General features: G+C 69.2%; 15 protein-coding genes. 6 read left to right on the top strand and 9 right to left on the bottom strand.

The genetic code is table 11. The annotated features are described in order from the left end of the window. Positions 1-405 precede the first annotated feature (405 nt). A complete protein-coding gene (locus tag ACUYTF_RS02885; RefSeq protein WP_449279314.1) occupies positions 406-4,500 on the bottom strand; it encodes a DUF7507 domain-containing protein in 4,095 nt (1,364 codons plus the stop codon). Positions 4,501-4,855: 355 nt separating this feature from the next. Between ACUYTF_RS02885 and ACUYTF_RS02890 the strand changes: the two genes are divergently transcribed. Then, a complete protein-coding gene (locus ACUYTF_RS02890) occupies positions 4,856-6,631 on the top strand; it encodes a sigma-70 family RNA polymerase sigma factor (RefSeq protein WP_434140850.1) in 1,776 nt (591 codons plus the stop codon). A gap of 36 nt (positions 6,632-6,667) precedes the next feature. Here ACUYTF_RS02890 and ACUYTF_RS02895 read toward each other — a convergent pair whose 3' ends face one another. The 5 genes from ACUYTF_RS02895 to sdhC form a co-directional block, all read right to left on the bottom strand. Next, positions 6,668-7,705, bottom strand: a complete 1,038-nt coding sequence (locus ACUYTF_RS02895; RefSeq protein WP_434141663.1) for a YhjD/YihY/BrkB family envelope integrity protein — start codon at positions 7,703-7,705, stop codon at positions 6,668-6,670. Positions 7,706-7,754: 49 nt separating this feature from the next. Next, on the bottom strand, positions 7,755-8,522 hold the full coding sequence (locus ACUYTF_RS02900; RefSeq protein ID WP_434140849.1) for a succinate dehydrogenase iron-sulfur subunit: 768 nt from the start codon (positions 8,520-8,522) through the stop codon (positions 7,755-7,757). Between the two features lie 3 nt (positions 8,523-8,525). Continuing rightward, positions 8,526-10,358, bottom strand: a complete 1,833-nt coding sequence (gene sdhA / locus ACUYTF_RS02905; protein ID WP_434140848.1) for a succinate dehydrogenase flavoprotein subunit — start codon at positions 10,356-10,358, stop codon at positions 8,526-8,528. Positions 10,359-10,424: 66 nt separating this feature from the next. Next, positions 10,425-10,871, bottom strand: coding sequence for a succinate dehydrogenase hydrophobic membrane anchor subunit (locus ACUYTF_RS02910; RefSeq protein WP_434140847.1), 447 nt, complete (start codon positions 10,869-10,871; stop codon positions 10,425-10,427). Positions 10,872-10,888: 17 nt separating this feature from the next. After that, on the bottom strand, positions 10,889-11,305 hold the full coding sequence (gene sdhC, locus ACUYTF_RS02915) for a succinate dehydrogenase, cytochrome b556 subunit (protein WP_434140846.1): 417 nt from the start codon (positions 11,303-11,305) through the stop codon (positions 10,889-10,891). A gap of 303 nt (positions 11,306-11,608) precedes the next feature. On the opposite strand from sdhC, the gene ACUYTF_RS02920 reads away from it, so the two are divergent. After that, positions 11,609-12,730: a sugar phosphate nucleotidyltransferase gene (locus ACUYTF_RS02920; protein WP_434141662.1), complete on the top strand. Its 1,122-nt coding sequence runs from the start codon at positions 11,609-11,611 to the stop codon at positions 12,728-12,730. A gap of 42 nt (positions 12,731-12,772) precedes the next feature. Here the strand turns inward: ACUYTF_RS02920 and ACUYTF_RS02925 are convergent, their stop codons facing one another. Together ACUYTF_RS02925 and ACUYTF_RS02930 are read right to left on the bottom strand one after the other, a co-directional pair. Further along, the gene (locus ACUYTF_RS02925; RefSeq protein ID WP_434140845.1) at positions 12,773-13,498 is read right to left on the bottom strand and encodes a hypothetical protein; all 726 of its coding nucleotides are present in this window, start codon (positions 13,496-13,498) and stop codon (positions 12,773-12,775) included. 9 nt (positions 13,499-13,507) lie between these two features. Further along, positions 13,508-14,332, bottom strand: a complete 825-nt coding sequence (locus ACUYTF_RS02930; protein ID WP_434140844.1) for a GntR family transcriptional regulator — start codon at positions 14,330-14,332, stop codon at positions 13,508-13,510. Between the two features lie 189 nt (positions 14,333-14,521). Here ACUYTF_RS02930 and ACUYTF_RS02935 point away from each other — a divergent pair, with 189 nt between their 5' ends. The 4 genes from ACUYTF_RS02935 (at position 14,522) to ACUYTF_RS02950 (ending at position 18,855) form a co-directional block, all read left to right on the top strand. Continuing rightward, on the top strand, positions 14,522-15,676 hold the full coding sequence (locus ACUYTF_RS02935) for an ABC transporter ATP-binding protein (protein ID WP_449279315.1): 1,155 nt from the start codon (positions 14,522-14,524) through the stop codon (positions 15,674-15,676). 172 nt (positions 15,677-15,848) lie between these two features. Then, entirely contained in the window at positions 15,849-17,036 is a 1,188-nt protein-coding gene (locus ACUYTF_RS02940) for an extracellular solute-binding protein (RefSeq protein ID WP_449279316.1), read from the top strand. A gap of 109 nt (positions 17,037-17,145) precedes the next feature. Beyond that, a complete protein-coding gene (locus ACUYTF_RS02945; RefSeq protein WP_434143197.1) occupies positions 17,146-18,030 on the top strand; it encodes an ABC transporter permease subunit in 885 nt (294 codons plus the stop codon). 9 nt (positions 18,031-18,039) lie between these two features. After that, entirely contained in the window at positions 18,040-18,855 is an 816-nt protein-coding gene (locus tag ACUYTF_RS02950; RefSeq protein ID WP_434143196.1) for an ABC transporter permease subunit, read from the top strand. A 138-nt stretch (positions 18,856-18,993) separates the two neighbouring features. Here the strand turns inward: ACUYTF_RS02950 and ACUYTF_RS02955 are convergent, their stop codons facing one another. After that, positions 18,994-19,986 (bottom strand): diacylglycerol kinase family protein, encoded by a 993-nt coding sequence (locus tag ACUYTF_RS02955; RefSeq protein WP_434143195.1) that lies wholly within the window; start codon positions 19,984-19,986, stop codon positions 18,994-18,996. Positions 19,987-20,078: the final 92 nt, after the last annotated feature.

The following is a 20,078-nucleotide window of genomic DNA, read 5'->3' on the forward strand; positions in this document are numbered from 1 at the left end:
GGCTCGATCAGCCCGCCGATGAATTCAGCGCGCGCAGGCGCAGCGGTCGGCCTGGGGCACGCCCGCGAGCGCGTCTTCGATATGCTCGCCGCACCCCTGCCAGGTCGGCTTGCTGCAGTTTTCACAGGTCACGCGTGCGCACACAGTAGTTCTCCTTCGGAACACGGTCAGATGGGCACCATCGTAGCGTTCGCGGCCGTGCGCGAACTGGCACGGCAAGGATCGGCAAGGCCCCGGCCCCGGCCCCGGCCCCGGCCCCGGCGACGATGCACCCGGACGAGCGGTGGCCCCCGGCGCGCAAGCGCCGGGGGGCACCATCGATCCCTGNCCGGACGGTCGGGGTCCCCCGGCGCACAGGCGCTGTGGGCCACCGTCGATCCCTGCGGTCCCTGGGACCGCTGCGGGTTATGCGCGGCGTCGGCGCATCAGCCAGAGCACCGCACCGGCTGCGATGAGCAACGCACCGCCGCCCGCGAGGCCCGCGAGCTGCCCACCGGTGACCGCGAGGGGCACCGGTGCCGCCGCCGAGTACCAGGACTCGTCGTCGTCGGTCACGCCCTGCTGCGACGGGGTCTCGCCGGTCGCCACGGCCGTGTTGTGGTACTGGCCGAGCTTCGCGACTCCGTGAGCGGTGAAGGTCACCGACTCGCCGGGCAGCAGCACGCCGTCGAAGCCGGCCGGGGGTGCGATGGCGCCCTCCATGTCGTCATCGACCCGCACATCGGTGAGCGTCGTCGCGCCGGTGTTCGTCACGACGTAGCTCCACTCGACCTTGTCGCCCACGGTGAGCTGCGCGCCCGGCGCCTTGTCGTACTCGACCCCGTTGGTCTTCTTGACCAGCGAGATCGACGACGCGGCGCTGAAGCACGCTTCGGCAGTCGCCTCGTTCGAGGGCACTGTCGCGTCGCCCGGGGTGGTCGCCTGGGCGTTCGCGGTGTTCACCGCGCACCCCGCGTCGACCTGCGCCTGGGTCAGGCCCGAGTCGGCGGTCGCCTGCACCTGCTCGCCCGGAGCGAGCACGAACGGCTCGGCCGGCCACTCGCCCCACGCGATCTCGCCGAGGCCGGCGAGATCGTCGTGCAGCTCGATGCCCGTGAGCGTCACATTGCCGGTGTTGACGAGCGTGAAGCTCCAGCGCACCGTCTCTCCCGCCGCGGCGTCGCCCGTCAGCTCGCCGCTCTTCAGCAGCTGCAGCGAACCGCCCTCGGGCAGGGTCACCGTGGCGTCGGCGGGGTCGTCGACGGGGGTCTCGTTGGGGTCGAGGCCCTGCGCGGTCGCCGTGTTGGTCACGTAGCCGCGGTCGATATCCTGCTGCGTCAGCTGGTACCGGGCCGTCGCGGGAGCGCTGGCGCCCGCTTCGAGCTCGCCGGCTGCGCCCGGCCACTGGATCTCGAGGTCGACGACCCCGTCGAGGTGGTCGATCAGCTCGACCGCCGTCAGCGGGTTCTCGCCCGAGTTCGTGATCGTGAACGACCAGTCGACCCACTCGCCCGCGCGCGCTTCGCCCGCGAGCTTCCCGGTCTTCTCGAGATCGATATCCGAGACGCGGGTGATGTAGCCGAAGTCGACGAGGGTGCGCTGCTCGGCCTTCGCGAGCACGATGGGCCCCGAGTCGCTGTTCAGATCGCCGTCGAGGTCGTACGTGTTGACAACGACCATGTTCGCGGCGAACCCGAGCGATGCGGGGTCGACGACGGTGCGGTACTCGCCCGAGTGCAGCTGGTCGAAGAGGTACGAGCCGTCGGCCGCGGTCTGCGCCGTGCCGATCACGGCGCCCGAGGCGTCGAGCAGCTGGACGGTGCCGCCCGGGATGAGGGGCTCGCCCGCGTCGCGCACGCCGTCGGCGTTGAGGTCTTCCCAGACCACGCCGCTGATCGACGAGCCCACTACGCTCACCTCGGCCGGGTTCGAACGGCCGAGTTCGCCGTTGTGGCCGAGCCAGCCGTTGATCGTGTTGACGTAGCGGTCGCCCGAGCGCTGCCCGGCGACATCCATCGTGACGAGCAGGCCGCCGGTGCCGGCGGCGCCGCTCACGAAGTCGTGCACGACCACGCGCAGCGCGGTGATGCCGTCGATCGATGCGAGGTCGACGCCGGTCGCGTCGACCCAGCCGATCGAGTCATCGTTCGCGGCTGCCTGATACACGTCTGCCGCGGGGGCCGTCGTGTACTGCAGCGTGCCGTAGCCGTCGGCCGCCGGGTTGCCGGCGCCGTCGGTCACGACCGCCGACGCGAGTTTCGCGGTGCCCGAGAAGCTCGTGCCGCGCGCGTCGCCGTTGTAGGGCAGCACGTCGACGAAGTGGCTCTCGCCCTGCGAGGCGGTCTGGAAGTTGAACCAGCGGCCCTCCCACGATACCTGCGGGTCGCCGACCTCGATCTGCTCCTCGCCGACGACGACCTTCTCCTCGGTGATGACCTCGGCCTGGTAGACCGTGACGGTGTTCGTCGCGGTGCGCGCCCGCTCGGGCTGCAGCGTGCCCTCCGCGCTCACGACCGCCGTGTTCACCAGGCGGCTGTCGGCGGGCGCCTGCACCGAGGTGGTGGCGGTGTAGGTGATCTCGGGCAGCGTGTCGCCGGTGCGCACGACGCCGTCGTAGGTGAAGGTCAGTACGAGGCCCGATTCGGCGCTGCCGCTGCGGGTCACCTGCCACGGGGCCTGGAGCGAGCTCGTGTCGACCGACACGAGGCCGGCCGGCAGCGTGTCGACCACTTGGAGCTGGCGCACCTCGACGTCCTCGATCGCGCCGAGCGCGCGCTGCACGGTGGGCGTGAGCGTGTAGGCGAGCTGCGAGCCGCTCACGATCGAGCTGCGGTCGGAGCTCTTCGCGAGGCCCAGACGGTACGAGCCGATGTTCACGTACTGCGTGACGGCGGGGGTCTGCGTCGCGCCCTGCCAGTCGGTGAACGACCAGCGGGCGTGATCCTGCACGCTCGCGCCGAGCGGGGCCACGATCTTCAGCGGCACCGCGACGGTGAAGTAGCCGTTCTGCGCGACCCAGGCGCCCGCGGTGTAGGCGATGCGCACACCGCTCACGCCGGCGACGCCGCCGGCTGCGGCGATCGAGTCGACCCAGGTGTTGTTCTCGGGGTTCGCGGTGTCGGTGCCCGAGGTGTACTGCAGCGTGTAGTTCGCTGCATCCGTCGGGGCGGTTCCGTTGTTCGAGCCGACGTAGATGCTCGCGCCGTCGACGATCTGCTGCTCGGCCGGGTTCCAGAAATCGTACGCGACGAGGTTCGTCGCGGGCGTCGCCTGGCCGGTCGCGTTGTCGACCGCGGGGCGCAGCGAGGTGCGCGAGGCGACGACGCTGCCCAGCGAGATCTCTTTCTGGCTGACGTTCTGGAACGGCTGGCCCTTGCGGTAGGGGTCGGCGGTGATCGAGAAATCGCCCTGCTGGTCGGTGTAGAGCCAGATGGACTTGTCGCGCGAGATGTTGCCGTGCGCCGGCGGTCGGTTCACCGTGCCCTCGGCGGTGTTGCCTGCGGGCTCCTCGGCGACGGGCCCGCCGGTCGTGCTCGTCCATCCGTCGCCCGCGGCGACGGTGTTCTTCAGCTTGATCGCGCCGACGGTGTCGACGGGCACTTCGGCGTCGCGCACCCAGAAGCGCACGGTCGCCGAGGCCGTCGGGGCCTGGGCGAAGCCGTCGTAGGTCAGGGTCAGGCTGTTGCCCGACTGCTCGATGCCGACGCTCGCGTTCGCCTCGGAGACCGACACGACCTGCGCGACGAACTCTGCGTCGGCGAAACCGTTCGGGGCTTCGAGCGCGAAGCTGTCGGTGATGGTGAAGGGCTGCGCGAGCTGGGTGTCGATCGCGCCGATCTTGCCGGCCGCGTCCGTCACTGTGATCGGGAAGTCGATGTAGCGGGCGGGCACGGCGCCTGCGCCGTCGCCGAAGTCGAAGGTCGACTTCTTGTTGTTGTCGGCGCGGGTCTTCACGATGTCGGCGCGGGGTGCGCCGCGCACCTCGATCGGGCCGGTCGTCGCGGTCACCTGCGTCTCCGCGACCGATGCGGTGAGCTCCGGCTCGTAGACGCTGCCGTTCAGCACCGCGCCCGACGGAATCGCCTTGAGCACGCCGAAGCCGACGACGCTCGGGTTGCCCGTGCCGCTCCCGATGCTCACGGTCGCGGTGAGGGTGCGGCCGTCGGGCGACAGCGTGTAGCTCGCCTGGTAGGCGCTGCTCGAGCTGTCGAGCGAGCCGAGCGACTGCGGGTCCCAGCTCCAGCCCTCGGGCAGAGTCTGCTCGAACACGCCGCCGGTGAGGTCGGTCGCGTTCAGGTCCCAGCGGAACCCGACGACGTCATTGTTCGCGACGACGCCGTTGTTCGCGCCGTCATCGAACTCGTTCGGCACCTGGGCGCCGTCGTAGACGGTGGAGAGGGTGATCGAGTTGATCGTGTTGCCGTCGCCCTCAGCGGCGTAGGCGACGCTCGACGTCGCGACCGCTCCGGTGGCCGCGAGTGCGAACCCGACCACTCCGGCGATCGCGCGCTTCAGCTTCAATCGCCACCTCGCGCCGCGAGGCGACTCGTTCCGCAGTTCCATCACTACCCTCTTCCCCAGGTCTGCTCCGCAGCGCCAGATCGCGCTGCACCGACCCGGCTTCTACCCCGCGATGTGTTCAGGGGGGAACTTCAGGGCAGAAGCCGGGCACTCTCTAACACGGCGGAATTCGCGTTTCGTGACGCTCGGTTGACAAGATCTGAAAAAAATTTCCGGTCGATGTGTAACTTTCAGGAAAATTGCGCATACTGGAGCGGGGGAACTCGACGGGAACAGCCCGTTGCGGTGCATCAGTCGCGCACGACGCGCATGCGCATTCGGACGATGCGCGTGCGTTTTTCTCGGGGAGACCATCTTGGAACGCAGCGAGTCCGGAGCCGATGAAGAGCTCCTCCGCGCCAGCCGCGAAGGCGATACCGCCGCATTCTCCAAGCTCTGGGAGATGCACCGCGGGGCAGGGATCGTTGCCGCCCGCAGTCTCGCCCCCGGCCTCGAGGCCGAGGACGTGGTCTCGGAGGCCTATCTGAAGATCTTCACGCTGGTGCGCAACGGCCGCGGGCCGCAGGGCGCGTTCCGCCCTTACCTGTACCAGGTCATCAAGACGGTCGCCGCCGACCGCCTGCGCTCGCCCGAGCGCATGCACGCCGACATCGAGAGCGTGCCCGAGCTGCACGAGGCGGGCCCGTGGGAGGACAACGCGTTCGACCTCAACGCCGTCGCCGAGGCCTGGGAGACGCTGTCGCCGCGCTGGCAGGCGGCGCTCTGGTACACCGAAGTGGAGCAGCTGCCGCCCCGTGAGGCTGCCAAGCACCTCGGGCTCTCGGCGAACAGCACATCGGCGCTCGCGGCGCGAGCCCGGTCGGCGCTGCAGTCGGCCTGGGTCGAGGCGCACGCGAACCGCGAGGTCGCTGCCGCGGAGTGCCGCACGACGATCGAACGCCTGCAGCGCTACCAGCGCGGCACGCTCACCGCGCGGGCGGGCCGCGAGGTCGCCGCGCACCTCGAGCACTGCGAGCAGTGCGCGCAGATCGCCGCCGAGTTCGGCACCCTGAACCGTCGCATCGGCCTCGTGCTCGCGGGCATCGTGCTCGGCATGGGAGGAGCCGCCGCGCTGCTGCAGACGCTGCAGCCGACGGCCGCGATGGCCGCCGCGCTGCCGGCGATCCCGGGCGCAGGGACCGGCACGGCTGGCTCGACCGGAACGGCGGGTTCTGCCGGCACGGCCTCAGCAGGCTCGGTATCCGCGGGCGCGACGGCAGCGGGCACGACCGCAGCGGGCACCGTCGGCGCGGGCATCGGGCTCGGCGGCATCTCGCTCGTGGCGGCAGGGATCGCGGTCGCCGCAGCGGTAGTCACGGCGTCGGTCTGGCTGTCCAGCCCGCCGTCGTCGGAGATAATCGCCCAGCCGCCCGCGGCCTCCTCCGCCGACGAGCCCGCGAACGGCGCCGCCTCCGATACCGACGACGAAGACGGCCAGCAGGATATCGGGTCCGAGCAGGAGCGCGAGACGCGCGTCGTACCCGATGCCGCACCCGTGGGCGACGCCGGTGGTCCCGGAAAGGCGGTCGTCGACGCAGCGGCGGGCGCCGCCGACCCGTCGACCGCCGCTCCCCCGGAGCCGCCGGCGCCCGAAGATTCCGGAGGCTCCGGGGACTCCGAAGGCTCAGGGGAGACCGAGCAGCCGGTCGTCGTCCCGCCGGTCGATCCGCCGACCCCCTGGGTCGATCCGATGCTCACCACCGGGTTCGTCTGCCGCACGGATTTCGAGTTCTGGGGCATCGCGAATGCCTATGGAGCGATCGAGATGCGCGCGACATCGCCGGGCCGCGAACCGGTCGAACTGGTGCACCCGGACTTCGACCCCGCGAGCCCCGCGTCCCTGTTCGTGGACGGCGTCTACATCGACCCGCGGGGCAATGCGTTCACCACCGGCTTCATGACGCTGACCGATCCGAGCTGGCTGACCTACTGGCAGCTCCCCGCGCTGGCACCGCTCGATCAGTGGGGCGCGGCCGCGGTGGGCACGGACTACGCGACAGCCGTCATCGAGGCCCGCCTCGTCACGCCGGGCGGCGCGGTCTCCCCCTGGGAGACGATCAAGACCGCCGGCAGCGCGACGCCGAACTGCTGATCCGGAGCGTCGGCGCCCCCGGAACGGCAGCGGAGATCAGTCCCGCTCCGCCCCGTCGGGTTTCGCGCCGTCGACGCCCTCCCGCAGCGGGGCGGACGCATCGGACGTTCCGAGGTCGGCCTCGCGCACCCCGAGCGCGCGGTCGAGGCCGCACGCGATCCACGACGAGGTGAGCAGCAGGGCGCGGCAGATCAGGTTGAACCAGATCAGCAGACCGACCACCACTGCGAAGGTCGCGAGCAGGGGGTTGCTCGTCGCCCCGCCGAGCAGCGCCGTGCCGCCGAGCTTGAGCCCGAGCAGGGCGAGCCCGCCGACCAGGCATCCCATGAGCAGCCTCCGCCACGGCACCTCGATCTCGGCGAGGTAGCGGTGCATGATCGCGAGCAGCAGCGTGTCGAAGGCGACCATGACGGCATAGCGCACGAGCCGGCCGAGCGTGCCGAGCAGCCAGTTGTCGGGGCTCGCACCGAGCCAGTCGAGAATGACCGACATGAGCGTCGTGCTCGCCACCGTGAGCGCCGCCGAGGTCAGGATCAGCAGGAAGAAGACGACCGCGAGCACGAGATCGCGCAGCTTCAACAGCAGCGCGTTGCTGTACTGCTTCACCTCGAGCCCGAAGATGAGCCGCAGCGAGCGCCGTGTGCCGGTGAACCAGTTCACGGCGACCCACAGCAGCGAGGCGCCGGCGACGGCGCTCGTCCAGTCGAGCGTGCGCGCCTGCAGCAGCAGGGCCGGGTCGACCGCGCCCGGTTGGCCGTCGAGGGACAGCAGCCCCGGCACGAAGCCGTTGATCTGCGTGACGAGCGTGTCGAAGAGCTCGTCGTGCGAACGCAGCAGGATGCCGAAGATGCCGAAGCCCAGCCAGAGCGCGGCGAACACCGCGAAGAGCGCCTGATAGCTCATGCCGCCGGTGAGCACGCTGCCGCCGACGTCGGTGAAGCGCGAGAAGGTGCGCCAGGCGCGGGTGCGCTGCACCCACGCCCAGAAGCCCTTGCCGCGTTCGACGGTCTCGGAGACGAGCGACGCCCCGGAAGCGGCCTCGGCATCTCGCCGGGGGGCTTCAGGGGGCGTCATCACGGGCAGAGCCTATCGCACTCGCCGCAGCGGGCGTGAGGGCCTTGACTCAGTCGGTCTTGCCGGTGCGGATCGCAGCCTTCACCTCGGCGATCGCCTTGGTGACCTGGATGCCGCGCGGGCAGGCGTCGGTGCAGTTGAAGGTCGTGCGGCAGCGCCACACGCCTTCTTTGTCGTTGAGGATGTCGAGGCGCACCTGCGCGTTGTCGTCGCGCGAGTCGAAGATGAAGCGGTGCGCGTTCACGATGGCGGCCGGGCCGAAGTACTGGCCGTCGGTCCAGAAGACCGGGCAGCTCGTCGTGCACGCGGCGCACAGGATGCACTTGGTGGTGTCATCGAAGCGCTCGCGATCCTCGGCCGACTGGAGGCGCTCCTTACCGGGCGTCGCCGGTGCCGAGTTCGGCATCAGGAACGGGTTGACGGCGCGGAACGCGTCGAAGAACGGCTCCATGTCGACGATGAGGTCCTTCTCGAGGGGCAGGCCCTTGAGCGCCTCGACGTAGATCGGCTTCGAGATGTCGAGGTCCTTGATCAGGGTCTTGCAGGCGAGGCGGTTCTTACCATTGATGCGCATCGCGTCGGAGCCGCAGATGCCGTGCGCGCACGAGCGGCGGAACGACAGCGAGCCGTCGACCTCCCACTTGATGCGGTGCAGCGCATCGAGCACGCGGTCCGTCGGGTACATCTCGACGTCGAAGTCCTCCCAGTACGCCTCGCGCCCCGATTCGGGGATGTAGCGGCGGACCAGGAAGGTGACGGTGAACGGCTGGGGCGCGTCGGGAGCGGCCTTCGGTGCGGGTGCGGTGGCGTGACTCATGGCTCAGTACTTCCTCTCCAGCGGCGGGTAGCGCAACTCGCCCTGCTCGTTCTTCGTGAACGTGACCGGTTTCCAGTCCAGACGGATGTGATCCTCGGGGTCCGGTGAATGCGGGTCGCCGACGAGGTACGCCATGGTGTGCTTCATATAGTTCTCGTCGTCGCGCTTCGGGTAGTCGTCGCGCATGTGGCCGCCGCGGCTCTCCTTGCGGTTGCGCGCGGTGTACGCGAGCACCTCGGCGAGGTCGAGCAGGAAGCCGAGCTCGATCGCCTCGAGCAGGTCGGTGTTGAATCGCTTGCCGCGATCCTGCACGCCGACGTTCATGTAGCGCACGCGCAGATCGTGGATGGTGCCGAGCACCTGGGTGAGCGACTCGTCGGTGCGGAACACCTGGGCGCCGCGGTCCATGTTCTCCTGCAGCTCGCGGCGCAGATCGGCGACGCGCTCGGTGCCGCCTCCGGTACGCAGCTGCTCGACCATCTCGCGCACCTCGCGGGCCGGGTCCTCGGGCAGCGGGGTGAACTCGGCGGTCTGCGAGTAGTCGGCCGCGGCGTTGCCCGCGCGCTTGCCGAACACGTTGATGTCGAGCAGCGAGTTCGTGCCGAGGCGGTTCGAGCCGTGCACCGAGACGCAGGCGCACTCGCCGGCGGCGTAGAGGCCGGGCACGACGGTCTCGTTGTCGCGCAGCACCTCGGCCTGCACGTTCGTGGGGATACCGCCCATCGCGTAGTGCGCGGTCGGGAAGACGGGCACCGGTTCGGTCACCGGGTCGACGCCCAGGTAGGTGCGGGCGAACTCGGTGATGTCGGGGAGCTTCGTCTCGAGCACCTCGGCGCCCAGGTGGGTGCAGTCGAGGAAGACGTAGTCCTTGTGCGGGCCGGCGCCGCGGCCGTCGAGCACCTCCTGCACCATCGAACGCGCCACGATGTCGCGCGGCGCGAGATCCTTGATGGTCGGGGCGTAGCGCTCCATGAAGCGCTCGCCCGAAGCGTTGCGCAGGATCGCGCCTTCGCCGCGCGCGCCCTCGGTGAGGAGGATGCCGAGACCCGCGAGGCCCGTCGGGTGGAACTGGTAGAACTCCATGTCCTCGAGCGGCAGGCCCTTGCGCCAGACGATGCCGACCCCGTCGCCCGTGAGGGTGTGCGCGTTCGAGGTGGTCTTGAAGATCTTGCCGAAGCCGCCGGTCGCGAAGACGAACGACTTCGCCTGGAAGACGTGCAGGTCGCCGGAGGCGAGGTCGTAGGCGACGACGCCCGAGGGGCGGCGGTCCGCGCCCTCGCCGGTCATGACGAGGTCGAGCACGTAGTACTCGTTGAAGAAGTTGATGCCGAGCTTGACGCAGTTCTGGTACAGCGTCTGCAGGATCATGTGGCCGGTGCGGTCGGCGGCGTAGCAGGCGCGGCGCACCGCCGCCTTGCCGTGGTCACGGGTGTGACCGCCGAAACGGCGCTGGTCGATCTTGCCCTCGGGGGTGCGGTTGAAGGGCAGGCCCATGTTCTCGAGGTCGATGACCGCGTCGATGGCCTCCTTCGCGAGGATCTCGGCCGCGTCCTGGTCGACGAGGTAGTCGCCGCCCTTGACGGTGTCGAAGGTGTGCCACTCCCAGTTGTCCTCTTCCACGTTGGCGAGCGCCGCGGCCATGCCGCCCTGCGCCGCACCCGTGTGCGAGCGGGTCGGGTAGAGCTTCGTGATGACGGCCGTCTTCGCCTTCGGCCCCGCCTCGATCGCCGCGCGCATCCCGGCACCGCCGGCGCCGATGATGACGACGTCGAACTGGTGGTAGGTGACGCCGTCCTTGACGGTAACTTCTTCGCCCTCGTGGGTGTTCGTAGTCACGTGCTTCCTATTCTTCGAAATCTGTGTTCACTGCGTGCGCCGCTCAGCCCGTGAGCGGGATGCCGGTCAGCTCGCCGGGCAGAAGGAGGCGACGAGCGAGGGGTCGGCTCCGGCAGGGCAGGGGTCGAGGGTGAACACCACGAGGGTGCCCAGCACGATCAGCAGCGCCACCGCGAGGAAGATCAGCACCTTGAGGGTCTTCGCGACGCCCGTGCGCGACACGTAGTCGTTGACGATGGTGCGCATGCCGTTGCCGCCGTGGATGAGCGCGAGCCAGAGCAGCAGCACATCCCACCACTGCCAGAAGGGCTTGGCCAGCTTGCCGCCGACGAAGCCGAAGTCGATCGCGTGCACGCCGCCGGGCGTCGCGATGAGGTTCGAGAAGAGGTGGCCGAAGACCAGCACGACGAGCAGAACGCCCGATACGCGCATGTAGATCCAGCCCCACTTCTCCCAGTTGGTGCGCTTCTTGGCCGGAGCCTGCGAACGAGGAGCTTCGATGGTCGATGTCATATCCCTGGTCTCCCCTCTCAGAACCCGAACACGTTCATCAGGTGGCGCGGCAGGAAGCCGGCCATGGTGATGACCCACAGTGCGATGACGATCCAGAACATGGCGCGCTGGTGGTGCGCGCCCTTGCGCCAGTAGTCGACGAGGATGATGCGGATGCCGTTGTAGGCGTGGAAGACGACGGCTCCCACGAGCACGGCCTCGCCGAGGCCCATGATCGGGGTCTTGTACACGCTCATGACGGCGTTGTACGCCTCGGGGCTGACCCGCACGAGGGCGGTGTCGAGCACGTGCACGAGGAGGAAGAAGAAGATCGCGACACCGGTGATGCGGTGCAGCACCCACGACCACATTCCTTCGTTGCCGCGGTAGAGCGTGCCGCCGGGCCGGCTCTTCCGCTTCGGCGCGGCTGCGGCCTCTGCCGTTTGGGCTGTCACGTGCGTCCTCCTTGGTCCTGCCGAGTCGGGGCCTGCCCGACGCTGCCGCCGCGGTTCCGTGGCCCGGGCACGTCGAGGCGCGCCGAACCGTAACTGAGAATCCGCTGCAGACCCATTATGGCACCATTCTCGCCCGGCTCCAGCACGGCACGGCTGCGCTCCGCACCCCCGCAACATCTGATGATTGCGATGCCGGCGGGCCGATGCCGGCCGCCCGGGCGCTGGCGCGATCGTTCCGCCCGATGTCCGCATCCAGCCGATCGCCCTCCTGCGCGCGATAGTCTGGTCGGCATGTGTTCAGCTATGCCTGTGCGAGACAGCGCGTTGGATCGACTCACGTGCGTGATCCCTGCCGGCGGCGTCGGCTCGAGGCTCTGGCCGCTCTCGCGCGCCAACGCCCCGAAGTTCCTGCTCGACCTCACGGGCTCGGGCGACTCCCTGCTCAGCGACACGTGGTCGCGGCTCGCCCCGATCGCGCCGCCCGAGCGCGTGCTCGTCGTGACCGGCAACGCGCACCGCGCTTCGGTCGTCGACCAGCTGCCCGAACTGCTGCCCGAGAACCTCATCACCGAGAGCGAGCCGAAGGATTCGTCGGCCGCGATCGGGCTCGCCGCGGCCATCCTCGAGCTGCGCGACTCCGATGCGATCCTCGGCTCGTTCGCGGCCGACCACGTCATCCGCGGCGATGTGCTCTTCCAGCGCGCCGTCGCCGCAGCTGCCCGCGCCGCGGCCCAGGGCTACATCGCGACGATCGGCATCCACCCGTCGAACCCTGCGACCGGCTTCGGCTACATCGCGTGCGGCGGCGCCCGCACCGACATCGCGCCGTTCGACCTCTACGACGTGACCGAGTTCGTGGAGAAGCCCGACGCCGTGCAGGCGCAGGCCTACCTCGATCACGGCGGCTATCTCTGGAACGCCGGCATGTTCATCGCGCGGGCGAGCGTGCTGCTCGATCAGATGGCCGAGCAGCAGCCCGAGATGGTCGCCTCGCTGCGAGAGATCGCCGCCGCGTGGGGCACGAAGCATGCCGCGGCGGTGCGCGAGCGCCTGTGGCCGACGCTGCCGAAGATCGCGATCGACTACACGGTCGCCGAGCCTGCGGCGGCGGCCGGCAATATGGTCTGCGTCGCCGCGCACTTCGATTGGGACGACGTGGGCGACTTCGCGTCGGTCGCGAACCTGCTCACCCGCGGCCGAGGCAGCGACCTCGCCGTACTCGGCGACGGGGCGCAGGTGCTCTCGGACGCGTCGAGCGGCATCGTCGTCTCGGACAGCGACCGGCTCGTCGCGCTCGTCGGCATGGACGACGTGGTCGTCGTCGACACGGCCGACGTGCTGCTCGTCACTTCGAAGAGCCGCGCTCAAGACGTGAAGAACCTGGTGAACCGCATCAAGGGGTCGGGCGGCCGCCACCTGCTGTAGCCGGCCGACCAGATTCGGGCGCGCGCCTGCTCTCGAACGCCCCTATTCGGGCACGACGAGCGAGAACGGGTAGCGCTCGGAGCGCGCGACCCGCACCCCGTCGCCGCCGACGCCGCCCGCGGCATCGGCGCCCGGGTAGCGCTGCCCCGTGTCGAAGTCGGGGTCGGTCGAGATGACGACGCGGCCGCCCGAGTTCACGAGGGTGACGTTCGGCACGTCGGCGAGGTCGGCGAGCATGGCGCGCTCGAGCGACGACACCAGCACGTCGGCGCACGCGACGCCCCAGAACGCGCCATCGACGACGAGCGGCACCGCCGAGGTCAGCGTGATCTCGTTCGAGCAGAGGTAGTCGACGAAGGGGCCTGCGACATGGCGCTCGCCCGTCTCCTGCGGCACCCGATACCACTCGAGGCGCACGAGGTCGATGGCGGCCTGGCCCGGCCCGAACGTCGAGGAGGCGAGCAGGCTGCGGTCTTCGCCCTGCCACCAGGCCAGCGGGTTGCCCTCGGACACGACCGCGTCGCTCGCGCAGTAGCCGGCGCCGTAGATGGGCCGTTCGGTGACCGACAGCACCTCGTGGGCACCGGGGCGGATGAGGGCTGCGAGCTGCGCGCCCGTCAGGCGGCCGGAGGCCACCGCGCCGCGCAGCTCGTCGACGAGCCGCGGGCGCCACGCTTCGAGCGGCGTGAAGACCCCGTCGAAGAACACGTCGACCTTCGAGAGCATCCCGCTCAGCGCTTCATCGCGGGTCTGGCACGTCAGCGTCATCAACTCCCCCTACCGGCTCTCGACCGCCGCCTCCGGCTGTCGACGTGCCTCAAGTGTGTCATGAAGATCGCTCCCCTGCGGAGCGGCGAGGAGCTCGGTGCGGAATCCGATGAGCCAGCGCATCGACCCGCGCACGCTCTCGCGCACCGAAGCGCGGGCCGCGGCGACATCCCCCGCGCGCGTCGCGGCGATCTGGGCGGCGAGCAGTTCGTGGGTGGCGCCGCGCGCCGCGTCGTCCAGATCCTGCAGCGCGAGCAGCGGCGTGAACTCCGTCTGCACGCGCACATGCTCGCGCGTGAGGCGCACCGACTGGCTGAGGGCGGCGAGCTCGAGCTGCACCTCGGTGATGCGTCGGCGCCAGGCGTCGCTTTCGAGACCGCGCGCGGCCTCGAGGATGCCCCGGACGATGTCGAGCTCGTCCTCCATCGCGCGCTGACAAGCGTATTCGGCGCACGCGGCAGAGACGACCTCGTAGTGCAGCCCGAGATCCGAGAGCTCGACGCGCGGGATCTCCATGAGGGCGCGCGCGTTCACCTCTTCGACGGCCATGCGGCTCGGCCGCACGAAGCTGCCGCCGTTGCGGCCGCGCTTGGTCTCGATGAGACCGCGGTGCCGCAGCGTGCCGAGCGCCTCGCGCACCGTCACGACGGCCACGCCCATGAGGCTCGAGAGCTCGTTCTCGCTCGGCAGCTTCTCGCCCTCGGTGAACGCGCCGACCGAGATCGCCTGCACCAGTCGCGATTCGACGAGCGCGGTGCGGCCCTCTTCGCCGATGGGGGCGAATGCCGCGGTGCGCAGGCGGCTCGGCGGAGACTGCGCGGCGATGGTGTTCATCGGAGTCTCCTTTCCGTGCGGCATGCGCCACGCCTCGATTCTGGCAGGTCCCGCCTTCGAAGCCACTGAATCCGATGCATCGATCGTAACCAAAACGTGATTCGGGAGCGCCCGTTTGCAATTATTACCTATAAAAACATATGTTATGGTTTCAAACATCGATTCGACAACGACGTTGAGGAGCGAGACATGTCTCACACTTCACCCGCCGACACCGGCGCGGATTTCGGCCACGGCATCGCCCGGCCTCGCAAGCACGAGGAGCACACCCACCTGCTCCCCACCGCCTCCACCGCGGTATCGGTGCAAGGTGTCACGAAGCAGTTCGGCTCGTTCACGGCGGTGAAGGATCTCGACATCGAGATCCGCGACGGCGAGTTCTTCTCCATGCTCGGCCCCTCGGGCTCGGGCAAGACCACGGTCCTGCGCATGATCGCCGGCTTCGAGAACGTCACCGCGGGCAAGATCGAGCTGCACGGCAACGACGTCACGAACGACGCCCCTTTCGACCGCGAGGTCAACACGGTCTTCCAGGACTACGCGCTCTTCCCGCACCTCACCATCGCCGAGAACGTCGCCTACGGCCTGAAGGTGCGCAAGGTCGCCAAGGCGGAGCGCGACCGCCTCGTCGCCGAAGCGCTCGAGCAGGTGCAGCTCGCCCACGTGGCCGACCGCCGCCCCTCGCAGCTCTCGGGCGGCCAGCGCCAGCGCATCGCCCTCGCCCGAGCCCTCATTCTGCGCCCCCGCGTGCTGCTGCTCGACGAGCCCCTCGGCGCCCTCGACAAGCAGCTGCGCGAGCAGATGCAGGTCGAGCTCAAGCAGATCCAGCGCGAAGTCGGCATCACCTTCATCTTCGTCACGCACGACCAGGAGGAGGCGCTCACGCTCTCCGACCGCGTCGCCGTCTTCAACAACGGCAAGATCGAGCAGGTCGGCAGCCCCCGCGAGGTCTACGAATTCCCGCAGACCGAGTTCGTCGCGAAGTTCCTCGGCGTCACGAACCTGCTCCCCGCCGAGCTCTCGCACGAGCTGCTCGGCTCGGCGCAGACCCACAGCCTGCGCCCGGAGCGCGTGCACCTCGTCGACCCGACGGCGCCCGAAGAGCTCGGCACCGTCACCCTCGGCGGCACCATCGCCGAGGCCGTGTACGCCGGCCCCAACACCCGCTACCTCATCGATACCGACGGCGGCGAGCGCATCATCGCCGAGAAGCACAACTCGCAGACCCCCTCCACTGTCGCTTCGGCGCAGCGGGGCGACCGGGTCGCGGTGCGCTTCCACAGGGATCACGCCACGCCGATCCCCGGCGCCGATGGCACGGGCGCCGAGCAGACCGGAGGATGAGAAGGCGAGACGGAGAGAAAAAGGGGANGCGCCGATGGCACGGGCGCCGAGCAGACCGCCGCCTGACCCCCCCCCCCCCCCAGACCCCGTACACCCACCACTACCCGGAAGCATCACCACCGCGGGCCCGGCCCGCACTCTCTCGCACAGCGGGACATCACACGAAGGAGTAATGATGAAACTCAAGAAACTGGCAGCACCGCTCGCCATGACCGCTGCGATCGGGCTCGCCCTCGTCGGCTGCGCCGGCGGCGGCGACACCGCAGGCGGCTCGGGCGAACTCAAGATCGACGTGCCCGATATCCCGATGATGGAGTCGCTCGGCGATGCCGAGAAGGAAGTCAACATCGTCGCCTGGTCGGGCTTCGTGGAGCCCGAATGGACCCAGCAGTTCGAAGAAGAGACCGGCTGCAAGGTCAACCGCAAGATCGCCGGCACCTCGGACGAGATGGTGCAGCTCATGCGCACCGGCAACTACGACCTCGTCTCGGCTTCGGGCGACGCGAGCCTGCGCCTCATCGTCGGCGGCGACGTGCAGCCCCTCAACCTCGACCTCATCCCGAACTTCGGCGACGACATCGTGGAGGGCATGAAGGGCCAGCTCTACGACACGCTCAACGGCCAGTCGTACGGCGTGCCCATCGGCCGCGGGGCGAACATCCTGCAGTACAACACCGATGTCGTGAAGGAAGCACCCACCAGCTGGGACATCACCTGGGAGAAGGACAGCCCCTACGCCGGCAAGATCATCGGCTACGATGCGCCGATCTACATCGCCGACGCGGCCGTCTACCTCATGGAGCACGAGCCCGACCTCGGCATCACCAACCCCTACGCGCTCGATCAGGATCAGCTCGATGCCGCAGTCGAGCTGCTGAAGCAGCAGAACGAGATCATCGGCGACTACTGGTCGGACCCGACCGCGCAGATCACCGCGTTCAACGGCGGCGACGTCGTCGCCGGCACCTCGTGGGAGGTGCTGAAGAAGCTGTCGGAGAACCCGTCGCTCGAGGGCACGCTGCCCGAAGAAGGCTCGACCGGCTGGTCGGATGCCTGGATGCTGGCAGCCGAATCCGACAACCCCAACTGCGGCTACCTGTGGATGGACTACACCTCGTCGCCCGAGGTGAACGGTGCGATCGCCATGAACTTCGGCATGGCCCCCGCGAACGCGGCATTCTGCGAGACCAGCGACGAGGCCCGCGAGCACTGCGACACCTTCAACGCGACCGATGAAGAGTACTTCTCGAAGGTATGGTTCTGGACCACCCCGATCGAGCAGTGCATCGACGGCCGCACCGACGTCACCTGCACCAACTTCCAGCAGTGGACCGACGCCTGGATGACCGTCAAGGGCTGATCCCCGGCATCCGCAGCACCCCGGTGGCGGGCGCATGCCCGCCACCGGCCCCACCCTCCCCGCTTCCCTCTCCTTTTCCATCGACAGCACGCTCACGTAAGGACTCGTCGTGTCGACTCCCAAAATCTTCGAGACCCGCCCCAAGCCGGTCTCCTCGGCCCTGCACCGGCATCCGAAAGGACGCCTCGCCGCGCTCCTGACGCTGCCGATGGTCTGGCTCGTCGGCGTCTACATCCTCGCCATCATCCTGATGCTCATCACGGCGTTCTGGGAGACCGACCCCTTCACGTCGAAGGTGAAGCCCGGCTTCACGCTCGAGCACTTCACCAGCATCGTCACGGTGCCCGCCTACCTCTCGGCCGCGCTGCGCACCCTCGGTATCGCCCTCGCGGTCACCGCGATCTGCGCGACCCTCGCCGTGCCGCTCGCCATCTACATGGCGAAGATCGCACGCCCCTGGCAGCGCGCCACCCTCGCCGTCATGGTCACCCTGCCGCTCTGGGCCGGCTACCTCGTCAAGATCCTCTCCGTGCGCATCGTCTTCTCGGACGGCGGCTTCATCAACTCGGTCTTCGGCCCTCTCGGCATCACGAGCCCCGGCTACGGCGTCTTCGTCACCATCGTCGCCCTCGTCTACCTCTGGTTCCCGTACATGGCTATCCCGGTATACACCGCCGTCAGCCAGGTCTCGAACAACCTCTTCGACGCCTCCGCCGACCTCGGCGCCCAGGGCGTGCGCACCATCTTCACCGTCGTGCTGCCGCTCTTGAAGCCCGCCCTCATCGCCGGGTCGATCTTCACCTTCTCGCTGAGCCTCGGCGACTACCTCGCCGCGAAGTTCGTCGGCGGCTCGACGCAGATGATCGGCACGATCATCGCATCGAACATCAACCTCAACCCACCCGTCGCCGCCGCCTTCTCGGTCGTGCCCATCGTCATCGTGGTGGTCTACCTGCTCGTCGTTCGCAAGAGCGGCGCCATCGAGAACATCTAGGAGGCCGCCATGCTGCGTCTCGGTCGAGGCACCAAGATCACGCTCTCGGTGATCACCGCCCTCATCATCATCTGCACGTACATCCCGCTGTTCGTGATCGTCATCAACTCGTTCAACGCGAACCGCGTCGCCGGCTGGCCCGTCGTCGACTTCTCGTTGGTCTGGTGGGAGAAGGCGCTCACGAACCCGGCGATGCACGCCGCCGTGCTGAACTCGGTCATCGTCGCTTCGGCGGCCACCGCCATCGCACTGCTGCTCGGCACGCTTTCGGCGTTCGCGCTGCAGCGCTTCAAGTTCTACGGCCGCGAGACCGTGAACCTCATCATCATCCTGCCGATCACCCTGCCGGGCGTCGTCACCGGTGTCGCCCTGTCGAACACCTTCTACCAGGTGCTCGACCCGATCGGCATCAAGGTCGGCTACATGGGCATGATCATCGCCCATGCCACCTTCTGCGTGGTCATGGTGTTCAACAACGTCATCGCGCGCCTGCGCCGCATGAACCCCAACCTCGAAGAGGCGTCGATGGATCTCGGCGCGGGCATCATGCAGACCTTCCGCCAGGTCACCTTCCCGCAGTTCCGCAGCGCGTTCATCGCCGGCGGCCTGCTCGCCTTCGCCCTGTCGTTCGACGAGGTCTACGTGACCATCTTCACCGCTCCCCCGGGCGTCGACACCCTGCCGCTGTGGTTCATGAACCAGATGGGCCGCCCCAACGAGGCGAACCAGGTGAACGTGGTCGCCACCGTCATCATCCTGATGTCGCTCATTCCGGTCTACTTCTCGCAGCGCGCGTCCGCGCAGGCGGCGAAGCAGCTGAAGTAGCAGGCCGGGGGCCGTCGGGGCTCGCCCCCCGCGCCGAGTTCGCGCACTGCTGCCGAGGTCGTACGTTATTCACACGAATGACGTACGACCTCGGCATTTCGATGCGAAGCCGGTGCTTCGGGGTGTGACCCGGGCGACTCAGCGCACCTGGATCGCGGCCGGCTGCACCTCGATCGCGATGCGGACGGTCTCGCCGAGGTCGTCGCCGTCGACTTCGAACACGCGCGGCTCGTCGAGCTCGACGACGAGCGACCGCGCCCTGCCGTGGGCCGTCGAGTCGGTGCTCTCGGCGTCGTCCTCGGGATCGCCGGCGCCGGGCAGCAGACGCTTCAGTCCGTTGTCCCAGGTGAGGTTGCGGAGCGTATCGAGCCACCCCGCGACGCCGTCGGAACGGAGCAGCAGCAGGTCGAGGCTGCCGTCGCGCGGGTCGGCGTCCGGGAGCAGGGTGATGCCGGCCTGGAGCGTACCGCAGTTGCCCACGATGAGCGTGTGCGCTTCGTCGCGGGCCGCCTCGCCGCCGTCGCGGGCGATGCCCAGGCCGATGACCTCGCTCGCCGAGACCGCCCGGCCGATCGACTCGACGTAGGCGAGCCAGCCCGCCTTGCTCTTGAGGCCGTCGTCGGTCTCGACGATCATGTGCGCATCGATGCCGAAGCCGGCCATCACCACGAATGCGTGCCGATCGGGGGCTGCTGAGCTCTCGACGGTCTCCGGGCCCGTGATCTCGACCCACCCGACATCGAGCGGCTGCGCGGTGGCGGTGAGCGCGCGGTCGAGGGCCGCCGCGATGTCGTTCAGCGGGATGTCGAGGTTGCGCGCGAGCAGGTTGCCGGTGCCGAGCGGGATGATGCCCATCTCGGCTCCGTTTCCCGAGCCCGCGCGCTCGGCGAGCCGTTCGGCGACCGCGCGCACCGTGCCATCGCCGCCGGCTGCGAGCACGAGTTCGGCGCCGGCGTCGAGCGCCCGCTGCGCCGCAGCGCTCCCCGGGTCGTCCTCCTGCGTCTCGAACCAGTCGACCCGGCCGATGCGCGCACCGTTCGCGCCGCCGCGCGCCGCATCGAAGGCCGCGTCGAGTTCGGCGCGCTCGACCTTGGTAGGGTTCCAGACCACTCCGATATGCGTGCCGTTCACTGTCGGGCTCCTCTCGACGGGCGCGGACTTCGCGCATGCGTCGAGTCTCGCACCCGATGGGCCCGCGCGCTCCGCGGCCGGCTTCGGAAACG

The sequence above is a fragment of the Leucobacter sp. GX0328 genome, assembly GCF_053567315.1.

Bases quoted from the DNA above. Each gene is read 5' to 3' on its own strand.
- ACUYTF_RS02895 (WP_434141663.1), bottom strand. From the start codon at position 7,705: ATGACGCCCCCTGAAGCCCCCCGGCGAGATGCCGAGGCCGCTTCCGGG.
- ACUYTF_RS02900 (WP_434140849.1), bottom strand. From the start codon at position 8,522: ATGAGTCACGCCACCGCACCCGCACCGAAGGCCGCTCCCGACGCGCCC.
- ACUYTF_RS02910 (WP_434140847.1), bottom strand. From the start codon at position 10,871: ATGACATCGACCATCGAAGCTCCTCGTTCGCAGGCTCCGGCCAAGAAG.
- ACUYTF_RS02920 (WP_434141662.1), top strand. From the start codon at position 11,609: ATGCCTGTGCGAGACAGCGCGTTGGATCGACTCACGTGCGTGATCCCT.
- ACUYTF_RS02925 (WP_434140845.1), bottom strand. From the start codon at position 13,498: ATGACGCTGACGTGCCAGACCCGCGATGAAGCGCTGAGCGGGATGCTC.
- ACUYTF_RS02930 (WP_434140844.1), bottom strand. From the start codon at position 14,332: ATGAACACCATCGCCGCGCAGTCTCCGCCGAGCCGCCTGCGCACCGCG.
- ACUYTF_RS02935 (WP_449279315.1), top strand. From the start codon at position 14,522: ATGTCTCACACTTCACCCGCCGACACCGGCGCGGATTTCGGCCACGGC.
- ACUYTF_RS02940 (WP_449279316.1), top strand. From the start codon at position 15,849: ATGATGAAACTCAAGAAACTGGCAGCACCGCTCGCCATGACCGCTGCG.
- ACUYTF_RS02950 (WP_434143196.1), top strand. From the start codon at position 18,040: ATGCTGCGTCTCGGTCGAGGCACCAAGATCACGCTCTCGGTGATCACC.